Source organism: Citrobacter sp. wls613 (assembly GCF_005281195.1).
GTDB classification, from domain to species: Bacteria; Pseudomonadota; Gammaproteobacteria; order Enterobacterales; family Enterobacteriaceae; genus Citrobacter; species Citrobacter gillenii.
This window is the reverse complement of the sequence record NZ_SZXN01000065.1, coordinates 39,446-56,541: the sequence shown is the minus strand read 5'-3', so window position 1 is coordinate 56,541 and position 17,096 is coordinate 39,446. Positions and strand designations below refer to the sequence as shown.

At 53.5% G+C, this 17,096-nt stretch carries 17 protein-coding genes; 7 read left to right on the top strand and 10 right to left on the bottom strand.

Annotated features, from left to right (window positions below):
* The 4 genes from FDX01_RS23880 to FDX01_RS15070 form a co-directional block, all read right to left on the bottom strand.
* Positions 1-575 (bottom strand): cytochrome c (locus FDX01_RS23880; protein ID WP_249360993.1); only part of this gene is annotated, 575 nt, incomplete at its 3' end.
* Between the two features lie 3 nt (positions 576-578).
* The gene (locus tag FDX01_RS15080; protein WP_115258602.1) at positions 579-2,471 is read right to left on the bottom strand and encodes an FAD/NAD(P)-binding protein; all 1,893 of its coding nucleotides are present in this window, start codon (positions 2,469-2,471) and stop codon (positions 579-581) included.
* Between the two features lie 82 nt (positions 2,472-2,553).
* The gene (locus tag FDX01_RS15075) at positions 2,554-3,027 is read right to left on the bottom strand and encodes an ester cyclase (protein ID WP_117343038.1); all 474 of its coding nucleotides are present in this window, start codon (positions 3,025-3,027) and stop codon (positions 2,554-2,556) included.
* Positions 3,028-3,038: 11 nt separating this feature from the next.
* Entirely contained in the window at positions 3,039-4,466 is a 1,428-nt protein-coding gene (locus FDX01_RS15070) for an aminobutyraldehyde dehydrogenase (RefSeq protein ID WP_137400053.1), read from the bottom strand.
* A gap of 291 nt (positions 4,467-4,757) precedes the next feature.
* Here FDX01_RS15070 and FDX01_RS15065 point away from each other — a divergent pair, with 291 nt between their 5' ends.
* Both FDX01_RS15065 and FDX01_RS15060 read left to right on the top strand, forming a co-directional pair.
* Positions 4,758-5,483, top strand: coding sequence for a GntR family transcriptional regulator (locus FDX01_RS15065; protein ID WP_115258605.1), 726 nt, complete (start codon positions 4,758-4,760; stop codon positions 5,481-5,483).
* A gap of 24 nt (positions 5,484-5,507) precedes the next feature.
* The gene (locus tag FDX01_RS15060) at positions 5,508-6,206 is read left to right on the top strand and encodes a cache domain-containing protein (protein WP_096757190.1); all 699 of its coding nucleotides are present in this window, start codon (positions 5,508-5,510) and stop codon (positions 6,204-6,206) included.
* A 34-nt stretch (positions 6,207-6,240) separates the two neighbouring features.
* Here the strand turns inward: FDX01_RS15060 and FDX01_RS15055 are convergent, their stop codons facing one another.
* On the bottom strand, positions 6,241-7,722 hold the full coding sequence (locus tag FDX01_RS15055) for an APC family permease (protein WP_115258607.1): 1,482 nt from the start codon (positions 7,720-7,722) through the stop codon (positions 6,241-6,243).
* Positions 7,723-8,264: 542 nt separating this feature from the next.
* On the opposite strand from FDX01_RS15055, the gene FDX01_RS15050 reads away from it, so the two are divergent.
* The 5 genes from FDX01_RS15050 to FDX01_RS15030 all read left to right on the top strand — a co-directional run bounded on the left by FDX01_RS15050 (position 8,265) and on the right by FDX01_RS15030 (position 11,915).
* Positions 8,265-8,405 carry a hypothetical protein gene (locus tag FDX01_RS15050; protein WP_096757192.1) on the top strand — a complete coding sequence of 47 codons (141 nt, stop codon included), beginning with the start codon at positions 8,265-8,267 and terminating at the stop codon, positions 8,403-8,405.
* A gap of 404 nt (positions 8,406-8,809) precedes the next feature.
* Positions 8,810-9,643, top strand: a complete 834-nt coding sequence (locus tag FDX01_RS15045) for an ABC transporter substrate-binding protein (RefSeq protein ID WP_137400052.1) — start codon at positions 8,810-8,812, stop codon at positions 9,641-9,643.
* 1 nt (position 9,644) lies between these two features.
* The gene (locus FDX01_RS15040; RefSeq protein ID WP_117343034.1) at positions 9,645-10,463 is read left to right on the top strand and encodes an amino acid ABC transporter ATP-binding protein; all 819 of its coding nucleotides are present in this window, start codon (positions 9,645-9,647) and stop codon (positions 10,461-10,463) included.
* Positions 10,463-11,248 carry an amino acid ABC transporter permease gene (locus FDX01_RS15035; RefSeq protein WP_137400051.1) on the top strand — a complete coding sequence of 262 codons (786 nt, stop codon included), beginning with the start codon at positions 10,463-10,465 and terminating at the stop codon, positions 11,246-11,248. Before FDX01_RS15040 ends, FDX01_RS15035 begins: the two co-directional genes overlap by 1 nt.
* Positions 11,238-11,915, top strand: a complete 678-nt coding sequence (locus FDX01_RS15030; RefSeq protein WP_137400050.1) for an amino acid ABC transporter permease — start codon at positions 11,238-11,240, stop codon at positions 11,913-11,915. Before FDX01_RS15035 ends, FDX01_RS15030 begins: the two co-directional genes overlap by 11 nt.
* Before the next feature lie 9 nt (positions 11,916-11,924).
* Here FDX01_RS15030 and ydhT read toward each other — a convergent pair whose 3' ends face one another.
* The 5 genes from ydhT to FDX01_RS15005 all read right to left on the bottom strand — a co-directional run bounded on the left by ydhT (position 11,925) and on the right by FDX01_RS15005 (position 17,046).
* Positions 11,925-12,737 (bottom strand): protein YdhT, encoded by an 813-nt coding sequence (ydhT, locus tag FDX01_RS15025; protein WP_137400049.1) that lies wholly within the window; start codon positions 12,735-12,737, stop codon positions 11,925-11,927.
* A 3-nt stretch (positions 12,738-12,740) separates the two neighbouring features.
* Positions 12,741-13,526: a thiosulfate reductase cytochrome B subunit gene (gene phsC / locus FDX01_RS15020; RefSeq protein ID WP_096757198.1), complete on the bottom strand. Its 786-nt coding sequence runs from the start codon at positions 13,524-13,526 to the stop codon at positions 12,741-12,743.
* Complete coding sequence (locus FDX01_RS15015; RefSeq protein WP_096757199.1) at positions 13,523-14,191, bottom strand: 4Fe-4S dicluster domain-containing protein; 669 nt, start codon at positions 14,189-14,191, stop codon at positions 13,523-13,525. Before FDX01_RS15015 ends, phsC begins: the two co-directional genes overlap by 4 nt.
* A gap of 64 nt (positions 14,192-14,255) precedes the next feature.
* On the bottom strand, positions 14,256-14,933 hold the full coding sequence (locus tag FDX01_RS15010; protein ID WP_115258619.1) for a YdhW family putative oxidoreductase system protein: 678 nt from the start codon (positions 14,931-14,933) through the stop codon (positions 14,256-14,258).
* A 10-nt stretch (positions 14,934-14,943) separates the two neighbouring features.
* Positions 14,944-17,046 carry an aldehyde ferredoxin oxidoreductase gene (locus FDX01_RS15005; protein ID WP_115258620.1) on the bottom strand — a complete coding sequence of 701 codons (2,103 nt, stop codon included), beginning with the start codon at positions 17,044-17,046 and terminating at the stop codon, positions 14,944-14,946.
* Between the last annotated feature and the right edge of the window lie 50 nt (positions 17,047-17,096).

The window sequence follows — 17,096 nt, the reverse complement described above, 5'->3', positions numbered from 1 at the left end:
CCCCTCGGGGTATGGCAGGAGCCACAGTGGCCGGGTCCTTCAACCAGATAAGCTCCGCGCTGGATCCGCGCGGCACTGGCATCGGTACTGTTGCTGCCTACCGCAGCCGTTGCAGGAGCGTCGGTAAAGAGCCAGTTCCAGATATGCAGCGGCCAGCGGGCTGAAATCAGCCAGGGGATCTCATTCTCTTTATTTGCTGTCGCAGACGGCGTGACATCATGCATAAAGTAGCGATACAGCGCCTGGACATCTTCGTCGGAGAGCTTTGCGTAAGACGGATATGGCATGGCCGGGTAAAGCGGATGGCCATCTTTGGCAATGCCCTGACGCACCGCTTTTTCAAAATCCTCGTAGGAATAGTTACCGATGCCGTGGGTTTTGTCCGGCGTGATATTTGTCGAGAAAATATCACCGACCGGCGTGGGAAACTTTTTGCCCCCTGCCATCGCGTCCCCACCCTCAGCGGTGTGACAGGCTACACAGTCTGAAATTCTGGCGATGTACTCGCCGTGAGAGTCCGCGGAGGAAACCGTCGCGCTAAACAAACAGGCGACAAGAACGGTTACATTACGCATAGATCACCTCATACCCTTGAGTTCGTTAACCGCCCGCAATGCCTGATCGATCGCCGCATGTGCATACGCGCTCCAGTCGGCATCAGAGTTAGCAATCGCAATTCGGCCGATGGGTTGGCGTGCCCGCTCAACAACCTTCTCCATTTCATCCATGTCGTCGAACAGCGGGTTGGCGTAATAGGCATAGCCATGTGCCCAGCGGTTAACCGTAATAGCCGCGATATCACGTTGATTGTCAAAGCCTGTCGAGCCAAACATCTCCTGCAACTGACCACGGATCATCTCTTCATGCGCAGCAAACGTGGTCCCCAGCAGATAGGCCCGTCCCAGTCGGAATTGTTCTCTCGCCGGTAAGTTACTGCCCGGATAGGTTGGCACATAGACCATATGAATCACCATCGGATCGTCCGGGGTCGCCGGGTGCTGATAGCCGCCAATGCTGACTGGATAGTCGAGCTTAATGCGGCTGTACGGCGCAGCCGGGGAATAAAACTCATGTACGCCGAGTTGCTTAAACGCCTGCCAGTTTTTCACCACTACGTTGGTGTACACCAGCGGCGCCTTTACGTTCAGCTTGAGGTCTGCCTGCTGTTGTTTCGGCATTTCCGGCACCAGGTACGGGATCATCATATTATAACCCGCCATGATGGCGTTTTTTGCGTGCACACGATGCAATTTGCCGTCACGCAGATAGGTTACGGCCACGCCGCCCGGCACGTTGGCCGCATTAATCACGCTACTGTTGAGGCGCAAACGCGTGGTATTTTCCGGCAGATCCAGCTTTTCGTAATGTAATCTGGCGAGGACGGAATCCTCCATGGTGGTCCCCGGCAAGGCATCCGGGAGCATATATCTGACCATTATTCGCGCCAGTCCCGCGTTGCCATCGGGGAAGTGATAAACATACGGCTCTTCGAGGTCGGCCAGTGACTCGCCGTCCAGCGGCGGCAGACCTAACGCTTCCATGCCCGGTAAGGCGCATGCCCGGGCATCGCTACAGGAAATGCCCTCAATGCCGATAGCAAAGAAATCGTTGGAGCGCTGCTGGAAATAGAGCAGTGCCATCTTGCTTAAACCGACTTTCGTGGCCAGAAATTCACTGTAGCTGTGGGTATCCAGCCAGCTACTTTTCTCCTCGACCGTCATGCCCGGAAGGTAGTCGCCAGGGCGTACATGCAGATCGATAAGCGCTTTTCGGTCGCTCTCACTCAACGGAAAATCATTGATAAAGTCTTCAATCTTACGACCGTTGAGCCGGTCCGGTGGAATATCGTCAGAAACCGCGCGTCCCGGATCGCCGCTGACAATTTTGGTCTCGCCAAAATTCTTTTTGTCGAAAAAGACACCGCGACTGAGCTGCCAGTCTGGATAGAAGTTGACGTCAAAACTCTCTTTGAGCTTGGTGGCGCTCACGCCGAGTGTTTCCATCAGCTTTTGTACGTCCGGGCTGAAATTATGCGCTGGCGACTGAAACGACTCACTGCCGCCATAGCCGATCAGTTTTTTTCCGGCTGTGCTAAATTCGTTACGTTTGGCGTGGCCGCCAAAATCATCATGGTTGTCGAGGATCAGAACCTTGCTGTTTTGCCCGACAAGTTGCCGCCAGAAACATCCGGCCGCCAGCCCGCTAATGCCGCCACCAACCACCACCAGGTCGTACTCTTCCTCGACCGGAAGCGCCGTTAAATCAAATTTTTTCTGTTCCCGGCCCAGCGCGTGAGCCATTTCAAACGAGCCCGGATGGTTACCACGCAGCCCCGTCAGGCTGGGAGGGTAATAACTTCCATCGATAAATTCATGTTCTTTTCCTGCCGCTCTGACCATATCCAGAGGGGTCAGCCCCGCGGCGATGGTGACCGCCACACCGTTGAGAAAATCACGTCGGGTAATTGCCATTAACTTGTCCTTTTGCCACGCACACACTGCCCTAAACACAGCACAAATGAGAGGGTCCCCCTCTCACAAGGGGGACCACCGACTACTTCACTGGCTTGAGTTCTTCATCCAGTTTTTTAGAATCATAATAATCACCCTGCCAGGTGATTTTTCCTGCCTTAACATGAATATAGCTGACGCCTTCAAATTTGATCGGATTATTTGTCGGCGGACTTCCTGCCCATTCGCCGCTATTTTTACCCGAGAACTCCCAACGAAATGCCACGGTATCTTCGTCATAGACGGGTTTGCCGACCATTTTCCAGTTCAGATCCGGGACCGCCTTAATGAATGCTCCAATCACCTCTTTCTCGGCTTTTTCCCTGCCAGTTATCGGCTCCCCGGCGGCGGCATCGTAATAGACCGCGTCGTCGGCCAGATACTGCGCTGCGAGCGGCGCGTTATGCGCATTCCAGGCCGCCATATACGCTTTTACGGTGTTCAGCGGGGAGCTGTCTGCCAGACTAAACCCCGAGAACATCACCAGCGACAGCGCAGCTATTTTTAATGTTTTCATCGTATTACCCGCTATTCAGAAATATCGCACATGATATGTTTCACTCGGGTGTACTCATCGAGTGAATAAGAGGAGAGATCTTTACCGTAGCCGGATTTCTTGAACCCGCCGTGCGGCATTTCCGCACACAGTGGAATATGGTTGTTGATCCACACCGTGCCAAAATCGAGGTCAATGCAAAAACGCTGTGCGCGGCCGTGGTTACCGGTCCAGACGCTTGCGGCCAGGCCGTATTCCACATCATTGGCTTTGTGCAACGCGTCTTCGTCAGTCGAAAAGGACTGAATCGCCATTACCGGACCAAACACTTCATGTTGAATGGCTTCGTCGTGCTGATGCAGACCGGAGATGATGGTTGGCTCAAAGTAGAAGCCCGGTCCGGGCCCTGCTCTGCCACCCGTTTCAATTTTTGCATGCGCAGGCAGACGCGCAATAAAACCTTGCACCTGCTCCAGTTGGTTCCGGCTATTCAACGCGCCATATAGCGCATCCCTATCCTGCGGGGGACCAAATTTGATGCTTTTTGTTTTCTGGATCAATTTTTCCAAAAACTCAGCATAAACGGACTGCTCGACGAGAATTCGCGTGGCGGCAGTACAATCTTGCCCGGCATTGAAAAAGCCGGCGGTAGCGATCGTCTCAATCGCCCTGTCGATATTCGCGTCGGTAAATACCACGGCGGGCGCTTTGCCACCCAACTCCAGATGGGCTTTGGTCAGGTTTGCCGCCGCCGACGCGGCCACCTGTAGACCCGCACGTACCGAGCCAGTAATCGAAACCAGTGAGGCCGTCGGGTTCGACACCACCAGCGAACCGGTTTTGGCTTTCCCTAATACCACATTAAACGCCCCTTTCGGGAACAGCGGCGCGGCCAGCTCAGCCAGCAGCAGCGTGCTGACCGGCGTGGTGTCACTCGGTTTAAGCACCACCGTATTGCCTGCCGCCAGCGCAGGGGCTATCTTCCACACCGCCATCATAAACGGGTAATTCCACGGCGTGACTTGCCCCACAATACCCAGCGGTTCGCGACGAATGGTTGAGGTGAACCCGGCAGAATATTCACCGGCAGCCTTCCCTTCAAGGCAGCGCGCGGCACCGGCAAAAAATCGAATGGCGTCGCAGGAGGCCGCAATCTCTTCTTTCTCAATAAAATGGCGCAGCTGTCCAGTTTCCTGACTCTGGGCGTTAACCAGTCGCTCTACATTGCGTTCGATTTCATCAGCCAGTGCCAGAAGCGCTTTTTGCCGCTGCGCGGGCGTCGATTTCTTCCAGATACTGAACGCGGCAGCGGCGGCCGAGTAGGCCAGATCGACTTCTGCTGCCCCACCATTGGGCGATAACGCGTATGTTTCACCGTCCACCGGGCTGACCAACTCAAACGCGTCTTCGGTACTGCCCGCCACGTAGTGTCCGTTAATAAAATGCTTCAGGGTTTTCATGACTGTCTCCTGCCCGTTAATACATAAAGAATCTTATGTAATATATATATTGTAAAATTTTTTCAAATGCGCAACATTGACAGTATGATAAACGTCGCATTTTTAACTTAAATTTTACATTTTCGCGGTAAAGTTATTCATCGTCATTTGACGCTAACGGGACACACATCCGCCTGTGCAACGGTTTTGTGCATGGGCAGGTAAAATAACGCGACCATTCTGACCTTCCTTGCCTGACAGGCTTGTGTTAGAAAGGGTCGTTGTTTCAGGGAATTGAGTGCAGAAAAGATTATGATTACTCATGCGGTCATATTTGCGCCTATCGGGCAGGTCAGTCGTTCCGACCAGATTGTGCAGCGCCTTTCAAACGCCATCATTACGGGATTGCTCGAGCCAAAAGAGCAACTGCCCAACGAAACCGACCTGGCAAAGATGATGGGCGTCTCACATATCACCATCAGAGAAGCACTCAACACGCTTCGGGCTAATAATCTTATCCATACGGTTCGTGGCCGAAATGGCGGCAGCTTCGTTTGCGAAAATATTGATGGCAAAAATAGCGTCCTGCATCCGTTTAAATCGATTGGCACCGATTACCTTTCCGACTTAGGCGAAATGCATTGCGCCATTATCAGCCACAGCGCCAGGCTGGCCTCCCGGCGCATGACCAATGCGGATATCGCTAAATTTCGCGAGTTTGTTGAGGTGTTAAGAAAGGCTGATTCACCCGAATTAATGACCCAGGCCGATATGCGTTGCCTGCTGGCGATCGCCGCCAGTTCGCATTCAGCGCGGCTGGCGAACCAGGAGCTGCAGGTGCAGGCGGAGTGGGCTTCGCTGGTCGCTATACTCTATCGTTCTGGCACTATTCACGCCGAGATCATTGCGCTCTATTCGGCGCTGGCCGATGCGCTGGCCGCGCATAATGAGACAGAATCGGTGCAATTTGCCACCCAGATTATCGATACCTGTACCTATTATCTTATTGAAAAAAAGCTGAAATATAACGCGAACTGACCATCAGTGAAGGCAGGAAAGACCATGAGCTCTTCGACATCCCTTAGCGCATTAATCCGTAAAATTGATGATATTACTGTCTCTACCGTAGAGTCTACCGTTGCGCTGGCGAGGAGCATCCACGAGGCGATTGCCGGTGTACAAAAAGGCTCGGCAGAAGTGGTCCTCGACCCGGCAGTGAGAGCCACTGTTCAGCAGCACATTAAACACACGCTGAATCACAATCACTATTGCTCGGGTGCCGGATTCGCCAGCCATATTGAGAATACGCCAACCCGCAACGAGTATTGGCTGCTGGAGTGGTGGTATAAGAAAGATAACGGTCTGAGTCAGGCGCATCTGGATTTAGATCAGGCTACCCAACAGCGGCTGGATTTCAGAACCTTCGAGTGGTTTAAGCATTCTCCTCCTGCAGGTGAAGCCTATATTCACGGGCCTTACGTCGACTATATCTGCAACATTTCTTACACACTGACCTCGGCGGTGCCCGTTTACTACCATGACCAGTTTCTTGGCGTCGCCGCTGTCGATCTGCTGGTTAGCCAGATCGAGGCAGAACTGCTCTCCTGCCCCCAACCTGACTATGTCATTCTGACCAATCTGGAAAACCGGATTATCTTTTCCAGTTGGCCACGCTGTCGCGTGGGAGAATTACTGTCACCGACGAATACCCGTATTGTGTATCAGAGCGACTACTTCATTCTTTACCACTATCAACACTAAGGGGATAGGCTCTAAGGGCCCGAAGGCCCTTTGTTTAATTATCCTGCCCCATATTGAGCTTGTTTGCGTAGGCTATCGCATCATTTTCCGGCGCAGCAGAGCGACCAAACGGACGCGTCAGGAACATGTAGATAAGCCCCGAACCCACCACAATCGCCAGGCCAAACAGCACCGTCCAGCGGTCGATGAAATCACTGCTGTCGGCGGGTTGGGCCAGCAGCCAGATCCCGCACAATCCGTAAGCTAACGCCAGCACGTTAACCAGAGTCCCCCAACCACCGATGGTCCACTCACCCGCCGGTTTCCAGCCTTTCAGGCGCTGGCGCAGCGCTGCCAGCACGACCATCTGGAAGGAAATATAGATACCGATAACGGCAAACGCGGTAATGCGCGACAGATTATCGGGCTGGAAATAGACCCAAACACAGATAATCACCGGCAGTAAGCAACTGACCACCATGGCATTATCGGGAACACCATTTTTAGAGATTTTGGACATCCACTCGCTTCCCGGCAGCATTCTGTCACGGGAGAAAGAGAAGATAAGGCGGCTCAGCGCAGCCTGGAGAGACAGAATACACGACAGCATGGCGATAATCGCGACGATGATAAAGATCGTCGCGCCGGTTTCCCCCAGAGCCTCATTGAGGATAGCCGGGATCGGATCGGCCGTTTTACCGTTGACAATACTGACCAGATTCGGCGAAGCCAGCAGATACCCCATGACGGAAATAATGGCCGAGATCGCACCAAACACGATACTCAGGATCATCGCAATCGGGATTTTTTTGCTTGGGTTCTTCACCTCTTCCGCAACGTTGCCGCAGGCTTCAAAGCCAAAGAACATAAACAGGCCCATCAGCGCGGCAGACATAAAGGCGGTGGAGTAGCTCCCGTCCTGGGCCAGCACGCCCATTGAATCAAATATCACCGAGAATGGCTGTGAACGGTGGAATATCAGCAGGTAAATCCCCAGCGCAATCACGCTGACGATCTCACACCAGAAACCAATTTTGGCGACCCGGGCAAGATTCTTTGTCCCGGACATATTCACCGCCATCATCAAGAGCAGCAGCACCACGGATGTCAGCAGCATGGTCGCCGGAGTCTGACCATAGTGGAATAATGACTCGACGAAGGTTGAGGTGTATTCCGCGATTGAGGTGATGGTCACCACCAGCGCCCACAGGTAAATCCAGGCGGCGATCCACGCATATTTTTTCCCCCACAACCTTCTGGCCCAGGGATACAGCCCTCCGGTTATCGGATACTGAGACGCCACTTCGCCAAACACCAGCGCAACCAGAAGCTGCCCACAGGCGACGATTAAAATCCACCATACCGCCGGTGGCCCTGCCAGCGTTACGGCAAGCGCAAACAGCGAATACACGGCGGTGAGTGGCGACAGGTAGGTAAAACCCAGCGCAAAGTTAGAGATAAGTCCGATCGAACGGTTGAACTGCTCTTTGCCATCTTTTTGAAAATTATCGTTTTTATTATCAGGTATCTGTTCCATATCTCTTTCTCTTTTGTGGAATAGTCACAGGGGTTAACGATTAATGTATAAAAGATATTAAGTTATATGTATAGTGATTTTGTCATGATATTGTTAAAAATGATCGCGCATCACGTTCCTGAATAAACAGGCTTGCTGCATGATTGCGAAACATATTATTAACATTTTTGCGAGTTGTGACGGGTTAAAAAACGGACACAAAAGAGGTGGTTAGCGAGGTCCGCCGCGCACTGGAGCGGTGTTTCAGTTCAGGGGCGCGGCGTTGGCGTGCATGTCAGGTTATCGGTTCGGACAACACCGACAAACCGAACTGTTCAATAAAGCGATCGACCGTATTTATATCCTCATCCGTTAAGGTCCAGCCGGGTTTTCGACAATACTCATCCTGAGCGCCGCCAACCGACATCTGTGGACCACGCTACCGGAAAAATACGCACATCTGATTTGATAGTCGCCTCTAAATCGCAAGAATCGCTGCTGTTCAGCAACATTTTTGCAATATAATAAGGGAATGTTAAACGCTGAACCTGAACAGGTGACTGATGGAAATTGATCTCGATAATCTGGTCTTTGATGGGCTCGATGAAGCGCAAGAGCGCAATGCGGAACGTCTGGAAGATGCAGACAAAAAAGCACAGGAAATGATTGCGGATAATGACTGCGGCGATGCCTGCAAAATCTAATCCCTGAACCGGCGTAATGCCGGTTTTTTTTATCTCCAGTCAGCGTGTATAGCGCAATGCTTCAATCAGCTGTGCAAAGGCAGCGGTGTGCTGTTTGCGACTGGGATAATACAAATAATAACCCGTACACGCAGCGCCTGGCCCTCTTTGAGATAATAGAAATCGTTAAAATTATCACGCAGCATGACTGGCCCCCAATTCCACATCGGTTATCGGTTTATGGTACAGGCCCGCATGGAAATACAGTAGCGTTTCTGGATAATTTGCATTGTATTTACCCATTATTAACAGCTATTTCACTAATATCATTTTGTATATAGATAAGAATTTTTTCTTATTTTGCGCCATCGATAAGTTATGGGAGCGTTAATAGCACAAACCAATAACTACAGGGATTTCATATAATGATGGCAACGAAAATTCAGCGCGCTAAAAAATCAATCCTGGCTCTTAGCATATTGTCCGCGTCGGGCATGATGGCTTCGCAGGCTCAGGCCGATCAACTGGCCGATATCAAAGCTGCAGGCGTGGTGAAAGTCGCAACGTTCGACGCTAACCCACCGTTTGGCTCTGTTGATGCGAAAACACATAAAATTGTCGGCTATGACGTGGATTTTGCCGAAGCGCTGGCAAAATCACTCGGTGTAAAACTGGAACTGGTGGCAACTAATCCGGCCAACCGCATTCCGCTGTTGCAATCCGGTAAGGCCGATTTAATCGTTGCGGATATTACGATTACGCCGGAGCGGGCGCAGGTCATCGACTTTTCGGTCCCCTATTTTGTCACCGGACAGCAGTTCCTGGTGCCCGCAAAATCCCCGGACAAGCTTGATGATTACAGCAAGGCACGCATCGGCGCGGTGAAAGGCACTACCGGTGAACAGGCGCTACATCAGCGCTTCCCACAGTCACGCGTGCTGGCCTACGACGATATTCCGCTGGCGCTGACCGCACTGCGCAATGGCAATGTTCAGGCCATCACCCAGGACAGTACTATTCTGGCGGGCCTGTTAAGTGGCGCACCGGATAAAGCAGATTTCAAAATTTTACCTGACCTGCTGAGTAAAGAAGAGATCGGCGTAGGGGTGAAAAAAGGCGAAACGGCGCTGTTAAACGCGGTAAACGACGAACTGCTGAAACTTGAGTCGACCGGTCAGGCGGCCAAAATCTACGATGTCTGGTTTGGGCCTGAAACCAAAAATCCCCAGCCCCGCGCCTTTAAAATAGAAGCGAAGTAATATGCTCTCAGGTCTGTTTCCTCGCTCCGCAGCGCCAGCTGCGGATTTTACGCAGTTGCGTCAGGCGCGGGTCGAGCTGCGCAATGTGCATAAACAGTATGACGCACAGGTGGTGTTAAATGACGTTAACCTGACCGTGGAGCCCGGTGAAGTGGTCACCATTCTGGGCCCTTCCGGCTCAGGGAAATCTACGCTTATTCGCCTGATCAATCAGCTTGAATCACTTAGCGGGGGCGATATTTTCATTGATGATCACCCGATCGGCCAGCTGCGCGGCGCGGCCTTACGTCAGTTACGCAGTCGCATTGGTTTTGTGTTCCAGCAGTTCAATCTTTACGCACATCTGACGGCGCAGCAGAACATCTCGTTGGCGCTGGAATATGTTCACGGCTGGAATAAAACGGAGGCGAAACGACGCGCACTTGAGCTGCTGGAACAGGTCGGGCTGGCTGACAAAGCCGAGGCCTACGCCGCACAGCTTTCCGGCGGTCAGCAACAGCGCGTTGCCATCGCCCGCGCCCTGGCCTCCTCTCCACAAATCATCCTGTTTGATGAACCCACTTCCGCGTTGGATCCCGAAATGATCGGCGAAGTGCTGCTGGTGATGAAAAACCTCGCCCATAGTGGCATCACGATGATTGTCGTCACTCACGAAATGCATTTCGCCCGCGAGATTGCCGATCGGGTGGTTTTCATTGATGGCGGCGACATTCTCGAAGTGGCGCCCCCCGAGGCGTTCTTTACCCGCCCACAGCACCCAAGGACCCGACGCTTCCTGAAAAAAGTTCTCGACCCGTTACATCAGGAGTCATCGTTATAATGCACGCAATGGACTGGCAGGGAGTGCTGAGCGGGCAACCTCTGCAATGGATAATGTCAGGTTTTCTGACCACGCTATGGGTGACACTGGCGGGGATCGTTCTCGCCACATTGCTGGCCATCTTACTGCTCGGCCTGCGCCTTTCGGGTAATCGCATCGCCGGTGGCATGGTCAGCGTGTGGGTTTCAGTTTTTCGCAACACGCCGTTACTGGTACAACTGATGTTCTGGTATTTCGCCGCATGGAATCTGCTTCCCCGGGGGGTAATTACCTTCATCAATGCTGAGCACCCGTGGTCCATTCTGCCGGGAGAGGTCTGGTGGTTAACGCCGGAGTTTCTCTGTTCGGCCTGGGGGCTGGGGATATTTACGTCAGCTTTTTTGGTGGAGGAAATCGCCTCCGGCTTACAGGCGGTGTCCAGCGGGCAGCGGGAAGCCGCCGTGGCGCAGGGTTTTTCTTCCTGGGCGGCCTTTCGGCATATTCTGTTGCCTCAGGGCCTGGCGAACGCCTGGCAGCCAATCGTCGGGCAGTATCTCAATTTAATGAAGCTCTCATCGCTTGCCAGCGGTATTGGTTTCGCTGAACTGACCTACCAGGTTCGGCAAATCGAGAGTTATAACGCCCACGCACTGGAAGCGTTTGCCGTCGGCACCGGGCTGTATCTGCTCACTGGGCTTGTGCTGGGAATGCTGCTCACGCGACTTGGCCCTCGGCCCGTACCGGCAAAGCGATCTACGGTAAAAACCCACATTTTGAGCATCCGGAGTCCACAGCATGATCGCTAATATTTCGGTGATTACCGACAATCTGGACTATATCCTGTGGGGACGCGCGGCACATGGCCAGCCGGGGGGAGTTCTGCTCACGTTACTGATGGCAATTGGCGCTGCGGTGCTGGCGCTGCCCGCCGGGATTCTCCTCGCCTGCTGCGCATGGCGGTTCCCGGGCGTGGTGCGCAAGGGACTGTTTGTCTGGGCGGAGTTTATTCGCGGTATTCCGCTCATTTTTGTCATTTTCTGGATGTGGTACCTGCTGCCCATGCTGACAGGCAGCGATCTGCCAGGGGCGGCGACCGTCACGCTGGCGCTAGCCTGGTTTACCGCCGCCTCGGTAATGCACTCCGTGTATGCGGGCTTAAACGCGCTGCCTGGCGGTCAGTATGAGGCGTCAGTGGCTCAAGGATTTCGCCCGTTTCAGACGTTGTGGCTGATTTTACTGCCACAGGTGCTGCGTAATATTCTGCCATCGCTGACGGGGATTTTTATTGGGTTACTAAAAGATACGTCGCTGGCGTTTATCGTCAACGTCCCTGAACTGACGACGGTTGCCGGTCAGGTGAACAGCCGCGTGCAGATTTACCCGGCTGCGATTTTTGTCTTTACCGGACTGGTTTACTACCTGCTGTGTTTTGGGCTGGAGAAAGTCGCCCGGCATCGGTTCGCGCTAAAATAATGCCACGGCTCAACAGGCCACGAACTGGTGGTCGTCGTTGAGCCGGTATTTCACACCGGCACGGATATTATTCTCACCCTCGATGGCAACGGCAAACCGCATTCTCTCCCCGTCGTGATAGGCAAGCGCGGCACATCCACCGGGGCCGAGAATGATTGAATCGACCTCGCCGGTACTGGCAACGACCGCATTTTCACCGCTGGCAATAATGTGCACATTGTCAGCACAGTTAGCAATCTTTGACTCAGGGCCAAAGCTGGCGATCTGCGTGAGATCGCCGCTGCTGGCAATACGGCTGCGCTCGCCCAACGAACTGATACGCACACGCATGCCGGTACTGGCGATGCGCGTGCCGTTTCCCACGCTGCTGACGCGCGTGGAATTTCCCGCAACCGCAATTCTGCTGCGATTGCCGGAGCTGCCGACATGCGTATTGTATCCCACGCTGCCAATGCGGGCGCTGTACCCCGCGCTGGCAATCTGTGTGGCGTACCCGGCGCTGGCGATTTTGACGTTATCACCTGCACTGCCAAGGCTGTCGCTGTCCGTTGCACTCGCCAGCTGTCTGCCATTGTCGTCTGCCGTTTGCGGGCTGGCTAAACGCGCCATCGCGAAAATATCCTGCTGCACAAAACGTGCTTCATCCAACCATTTAGACCAGCCATATTCCACGAGGCTGTCCGCCCAGTCGCCGAAACCCTCTCGCTCAAGCGCACGGTGAACATCCGCATAGCTGCCACCGTCCGGAAACGATCGCAGAAACCAGCGGTACAACACGGGCCCGACGCGCCAGGCCCGTAAGTCACTAGAGGTTATCATCATTGCTTAATGCCGATGATAGCCATCCACCATGCACCTGAAGGTTTCGCCCGGCGTGCGTCCCGTGGTGCAGAGATAAAGATGTCCAAAAATGAAAAACAGACTCACTATCGCCAGCGCAAAGTGCGCCTGCAGCAACCAGTAACGCACACCCGGGAACAGATCGCCCACCGCTTGCGGATACAGCGACAGCAAACCAGAAATCAGCAACAGCGGTAACAGTCCGTACATTACGCCGACATAGGCCGCCTGCTGTAACGGGTTGAACTTAGACCGCGTGGATGCCGGGAACGGGTGTGCCTCACCCTGCATAATGCCAAACAGATAAAACCGCGTCTGTCGTTGCGCCCGCCCAATCCAGCCCTGGCGTTTAATCATATAGTGATGCCCGTTGCCACCGATCAGGTTGATCAGCACAAAGCCAATCCAGCACGCCAGCAGCAAGAAGCCACAGATTTCGTGCACAGCATGCAGGCTTTTCATTACCGGGGCGCTGACGGCAGAAAAGTGGTTGACCAGGCCACTGCCCAGCAGCAGTAAAAACAGCAGCGCATTCGACCAGTGCCACAGGCGGACCGCCTTAGAGTACAGATAAACTTTCTCACCGTGCCCGGCTGACGCTTTATTGGCAGAGCGAAAGCGCAACATGGCGTGTAGCGCCAGCACCAGCCACATCCCCACCAGCATTAACCCGGCAGCCACCAGCCAGACGGGCCAGTAGTCGGGCTTAAACAAGGGGACGTACTGCGCCAGTTGCGCATGAAACTGTTCGGCATTCTGCGACGCGTTCATACATTATCCTTTTTAATCAAATGTTGACCGAACCGACGATACAGATGGGGTTTCCCGGCGCCTGCCAGCTGATACTCGTAAAACTTGTTTTCGCGCAGCCAGGCCTGAACCTGCGGACTATCTTCGCGCCCAAATATCAGCGCATGTTCCGGGCACGCATTCACGCAGATAGGCGGGAAGCCTTTTGCCAGACGTGACTCGGCGCAGAAGTCACATTTGTCGGCCACTTTGGTTTGCGGATTAAGATAGCGAACCTGATAAGGACAAGCCCCTATGCAGTAGCTACAGCCAATGCAACGCGCGGCGTCAACCCGCACAATCCCATTCTCATCGCGCCAGGAAGCACCGGTCGGACACACCTCAATACAGGGCGCATCGTCACAATGCTGGCAGGACTGGCGGAAATAGTGATACAGGGTTTCGTTGTCGTTATCCGACACCGGAATATGGGCAATCGACAAACGGCTACCCTGGGCTGGAACATGGTTGGTTTTTCTGCACGCTCGGGCACAAATATTACAGCCGTTGCACAATGACTCATCATGAATCATGACATAACGAACCGCTTGCGTATTTTTGGTACTTGCTAACAAGGTTTGGCCTGGGCCGGTGAAAAAAATCACCGTCCCCATGCCAATGACAAATTTTCGTCGGGTGAAGGACATCGGGTTATCCTCTAATGCTGTGACAGTGATCGTCCACACGTTCCATGACATTTACCTGATCAATTCAGGGGTTCTGGTACTGCTCAACCTCAAGCCATTCACACAGGCCGTACGCCTTGCCGTAGCGCATAAAGCGCTCGCTAAACAGATAAGGTTCCGCATTCGACGCTTCCACAACGCGTATATCTGCGTAATCCGGGTGCGTTTCCATGGCGGTCAGCGCCGCGGCTATCTGTTGAGGTGCAAAGTGATACGGCGACTGTCCGAGCATGGCGACCTTATACGGGCGAGGATACGTTCGGCAGTCAAAGCGCACCGCCTCGGCGATCGCCCGGCAGATATCGTTTTCCACCACCTGCACGCACATGTCGGCATAGTTAGCCGTCATGGTCTGCGTCGAGTAGAAATACACATCTTCCGCACCCTGCACGCAGGTAATATCCGCACTTCCCGCCTGCTCATGCATGGCGTCCAGCAGCAGCGTAAGGTCTGTTTCAGGCATTGAATAAGGTGGCTGCAAAAACACACCGCGTGCCACCAACTGGCCCGACGTAGAGTGCTGGCGGATAAAATCCGCCATTATTGACTCCGCCGTCACCGGCTCTTCGACCTGCGGCGTGTTGCTGTGCTCTACGGCCGGGTGTAACGCCTGTAGCCACTGTCGTTTTTGGCTATCCACCTCATCAGGAAGCGCTATACACGCTTCCTCATCGGCGACCAGAACGTCGCTCACGTTAGTCATCTCGCGTTCCTTACGCCGGCAGCAGATTCTGCGCAGCCAGATCGGCTGCCACATCCTCAAGACCGAGGCGATTCAGGGTTTCACGCGTTGGGCAGCCGAGTTCCGGGTCCCAGCCCATTTCCTGATAGAACATCGTCAATGACTGGCGCATATCTTCCCGATCCATTTTGTCGGTCCCTTCGGTAAACACCGGGATCTTAGGATCTTTGTCGAAGACCCAGGAGCAGATAAGATCGTGCTCATTGCGCATATCTTTGGTTTGCATCAGCTTCACTGTATAGGCACGGTGCAACGTAAAAATACGCTCAGCGGCGAGATCCAGGCTTGCCTGCGTTGTTTCATCACCGGTTACCGCCTGGAAGAATTTCGCTTCCAGATCCAGATCCCCACGATAGTTTCGACTCTTCAGCGGCGACACCGTCATCGGCCAGACCCAGTTGCACAGCGTGACGGCGTTATGCAGACAGACCTTCAGCAGCGTCCATTTGGCATATTTAATTTTGGCGGCGTTGATTGGGGTGTAGTTTTTGGTTTCGTCGTAGGCATCCTGTGAGCCAAACAACTCACCCGCCACTTCACGCTGTAATTTCAACGGCAAACCAGAGCCGATAAAGTTGATGTGGGTGTGCGCCATGCAGTCACGGTTAAACATGCAGTTGGTGATCGCCCCCACCTGTGCCGAGGCCTCGTTAGCATGGTGAACAGGAAAACCAAACGGCGACCACAGTTTGTTTTTGGCATAGCCCCAGTACTCGTCGCCTAAATTCCAGCGTTCGGCAATGGCATATGACCCATCTGCAAGGTGGCTGAGTTCACCGACGCGATGGGCCAGGCGGTAGTAGAAATCTTTAATAAAATTAGGATCGCCCGCTTCCAGCTGATCCCAACGGATCTCGGCATACTCTTCAGCCGGCAGCACGCGTTTAAAAACGCCTTTGGCGTAGCAGTAGGTAAAATCACGGTGCAATTGCCCGTAGTTACACCAGATACCGTAGTCGTCGAACAGGTTCAGGCCAACCAGATTCCCCACCACGCGGCCATCATCTTTCTCGTCAAAATCTTTCGGGCCGTTCGGGAAAATCGTGGTGTGCACGAAGTTCGCCACGCAGGTGTTACCACCGGTACTCGGTACACCAAAATCTTTAACACGCGGGACGTTGAGCTGGGTCATACAGCGAATCGGGCATGAGTGACAGCCGCTCATTTTGACCGTGTATTTTTCTGCGGCCGGTCCGAGATCGAACACCGACTTGTAGGTACGAAAGCCGACGGTATTTTGGTTGCCTGGCGGGATTTCCCCCGTTTCAATCGGGCCGCCTTCCGCCGCGCCCCAGAACAGCCCTTTACGCGCCGTCCAGCGTGAGTTTGGCGATGAATATTCAGCCCACGCCTGTGGCGTGCTCGGCACCACATGGTTGTTGTTAGCGCCGATAAGCTCGGTCATCATGTAATCGTTCAGCCGCTTCATCTCTTTGCGATCGGCGATGTTGACCCCTTTTGTGCCTTCAACCGCAATGGCCTTCAGGTTCTTCGAGCCCATCACCGCACCGGTGCCAGCACCGCCGCTGTGGTTGCGGCTGTTGATCATACAGGACAGAGGTACCAGATTTTCTCCCGCCTGACCGATGGCGGTGACGCAGGTTTCCGGGCTGGTGATGCGACAAATTTCTTCGGTCGTAGCGCGTGTACCCTTGCCCCACAGGAAGTCGGCTTTTTCGATGCTGACTTTGTCGTCTTTGATATTGATCCAGACAGGCGATGCCGCCTTACCTTCAATCACAATCGCGTCATAGCCGGCAAATTTCATTTGTGCCGCAAAGAAGCCGCCCATATGGGCATCAACGACTAAATTACCTTTGGTAAAGGTTGATAATGAGGTGATATTGACGCGTGAACTGCAGGGTGCGCCCGAGCCAGTGAGGGGACCGGTGGCGAAAACCAGTTTATTCCCTTCATCAAAAGGTTTTGTGCCTGGCGGGACTTCGTCGTACATAATTTTATAACCAAAGCCCATCCCACCGACAAATTTTTTAAATTTACTGGAATCTTCCACGGTGATATTACCCGTCGTGAGATTGACCCGTAAAATATTACCTGTCCAACCATTAGCCATCATGTTTTCCTTTGCTAGAAGGTTTAATAGATATACCCGTCATTTTGCTG

Coding starts and splice junctions, on each gene's coding strand:
- FDX01_RS15080 (WP_115258602.1), bottom strand. CDS start 2,471: ATGGCAATTACCCGACGTGATTTTCTCAACGGTGTGGCGGTCACCATC.
- phsC (WP_096757198.1), bottom strand. CDS start 13,526: ATGAACGCGTCGCAGAATGCCGAACAGTTTCATGCGCAACTGGCGCAG.
- FDX01_RS15015 (WP_096757199.1), bottom strand. CDS start 14,191: ATGTCCTTCACCCGACGAAAATTTGTCATTGGCATGGGGACGGTGATT.
- FDX01_RS15055 (WP_115258607.1), bottom strand. CDS start 7,722: ATGGAACAGATACCTGATAATAAAAACGATAATTTTCAAAAAGATGGC.
- FDX01_RS15005 (WP_115258620.1), bottom strand. CDS start 17,046: ATGGCTAATGGTTGGACAGGTAATATTTTACGGGTCAATCTCACGACG.
- FDX01_RS15075 (WP_117343038.1), bottom strand. CDS start 3,027: ATGAAAACATTAAAAATAGCTGCGCTGTCGCTGGTGATGTTCTCGGGG.
- FDX01_RS15030 (WP_137400050.1), top strand. CDS start 11,238: ATGATCGCTAATATTTCGGTGATTACCGACAATCTGGACTATATCCTG.
- FDX01_RS15045 (WP_137400052.1), top strand. CDS start 8,810: ATGATGGCAACGAAAATTCAGCGCGCTAAAAAATCAATCCTGGCTCTT.
- FDX01_RS15065 (WP_115258605.1), top strand. CDS start 4,758: ATGATTACTCATGCGGTCATATTTGCGCCTATCGGGCAGGTCAGTCGT.
- ydhT (WP_137400049.1), bottom strand. CDS start 12,737: ATGATGATAACCTCTAGTGACTTACGGGCCTGGCGCGTCGGGCCCGTG.
- FDX01_RS15040 (WP_117343034.1), top strand. CDS start 9,645: ATGCTCTCAGGTCTGTTTCCTCGCTCCGCAGCGCCAGCTGCGGATTTT.
- FDX01_RS15060 (WP_096757190.1), top strand. CDS start 5,508: ATGAGCTCTTCGACATCCCTTAGCGCATTAATCCGTAAAATTGATGAT.
- FDX01_RS15050 (WP_096757192.1), top strand. CDS start 8,265: ATGGAAATTGATCTCGATAATCTGGTCTTTGATGGGCTCGATGAAGCG.
- FDX01_RS15010 (WP_115258619.1), bottom strand. CDS start 14,933: ATGACTAACGTGAGCGACGTTCTGGTCGCCGATGAGGAAGCGTGTATA.
- FDX01_RS15035 (WP_137400051.1), top strand. CDS start 10,463: ATGCACGCAATGGACTGGCAGGGAGTGCTGAGCGGGCAACCTCTGCAA.
- FDX01_RS15070 (WP_137400053.1), bottom strand. CDS start 4,466: ATGAAAACCCTGAAGCATTTTATTAACGGACACTACGTGGCGGGCAGT.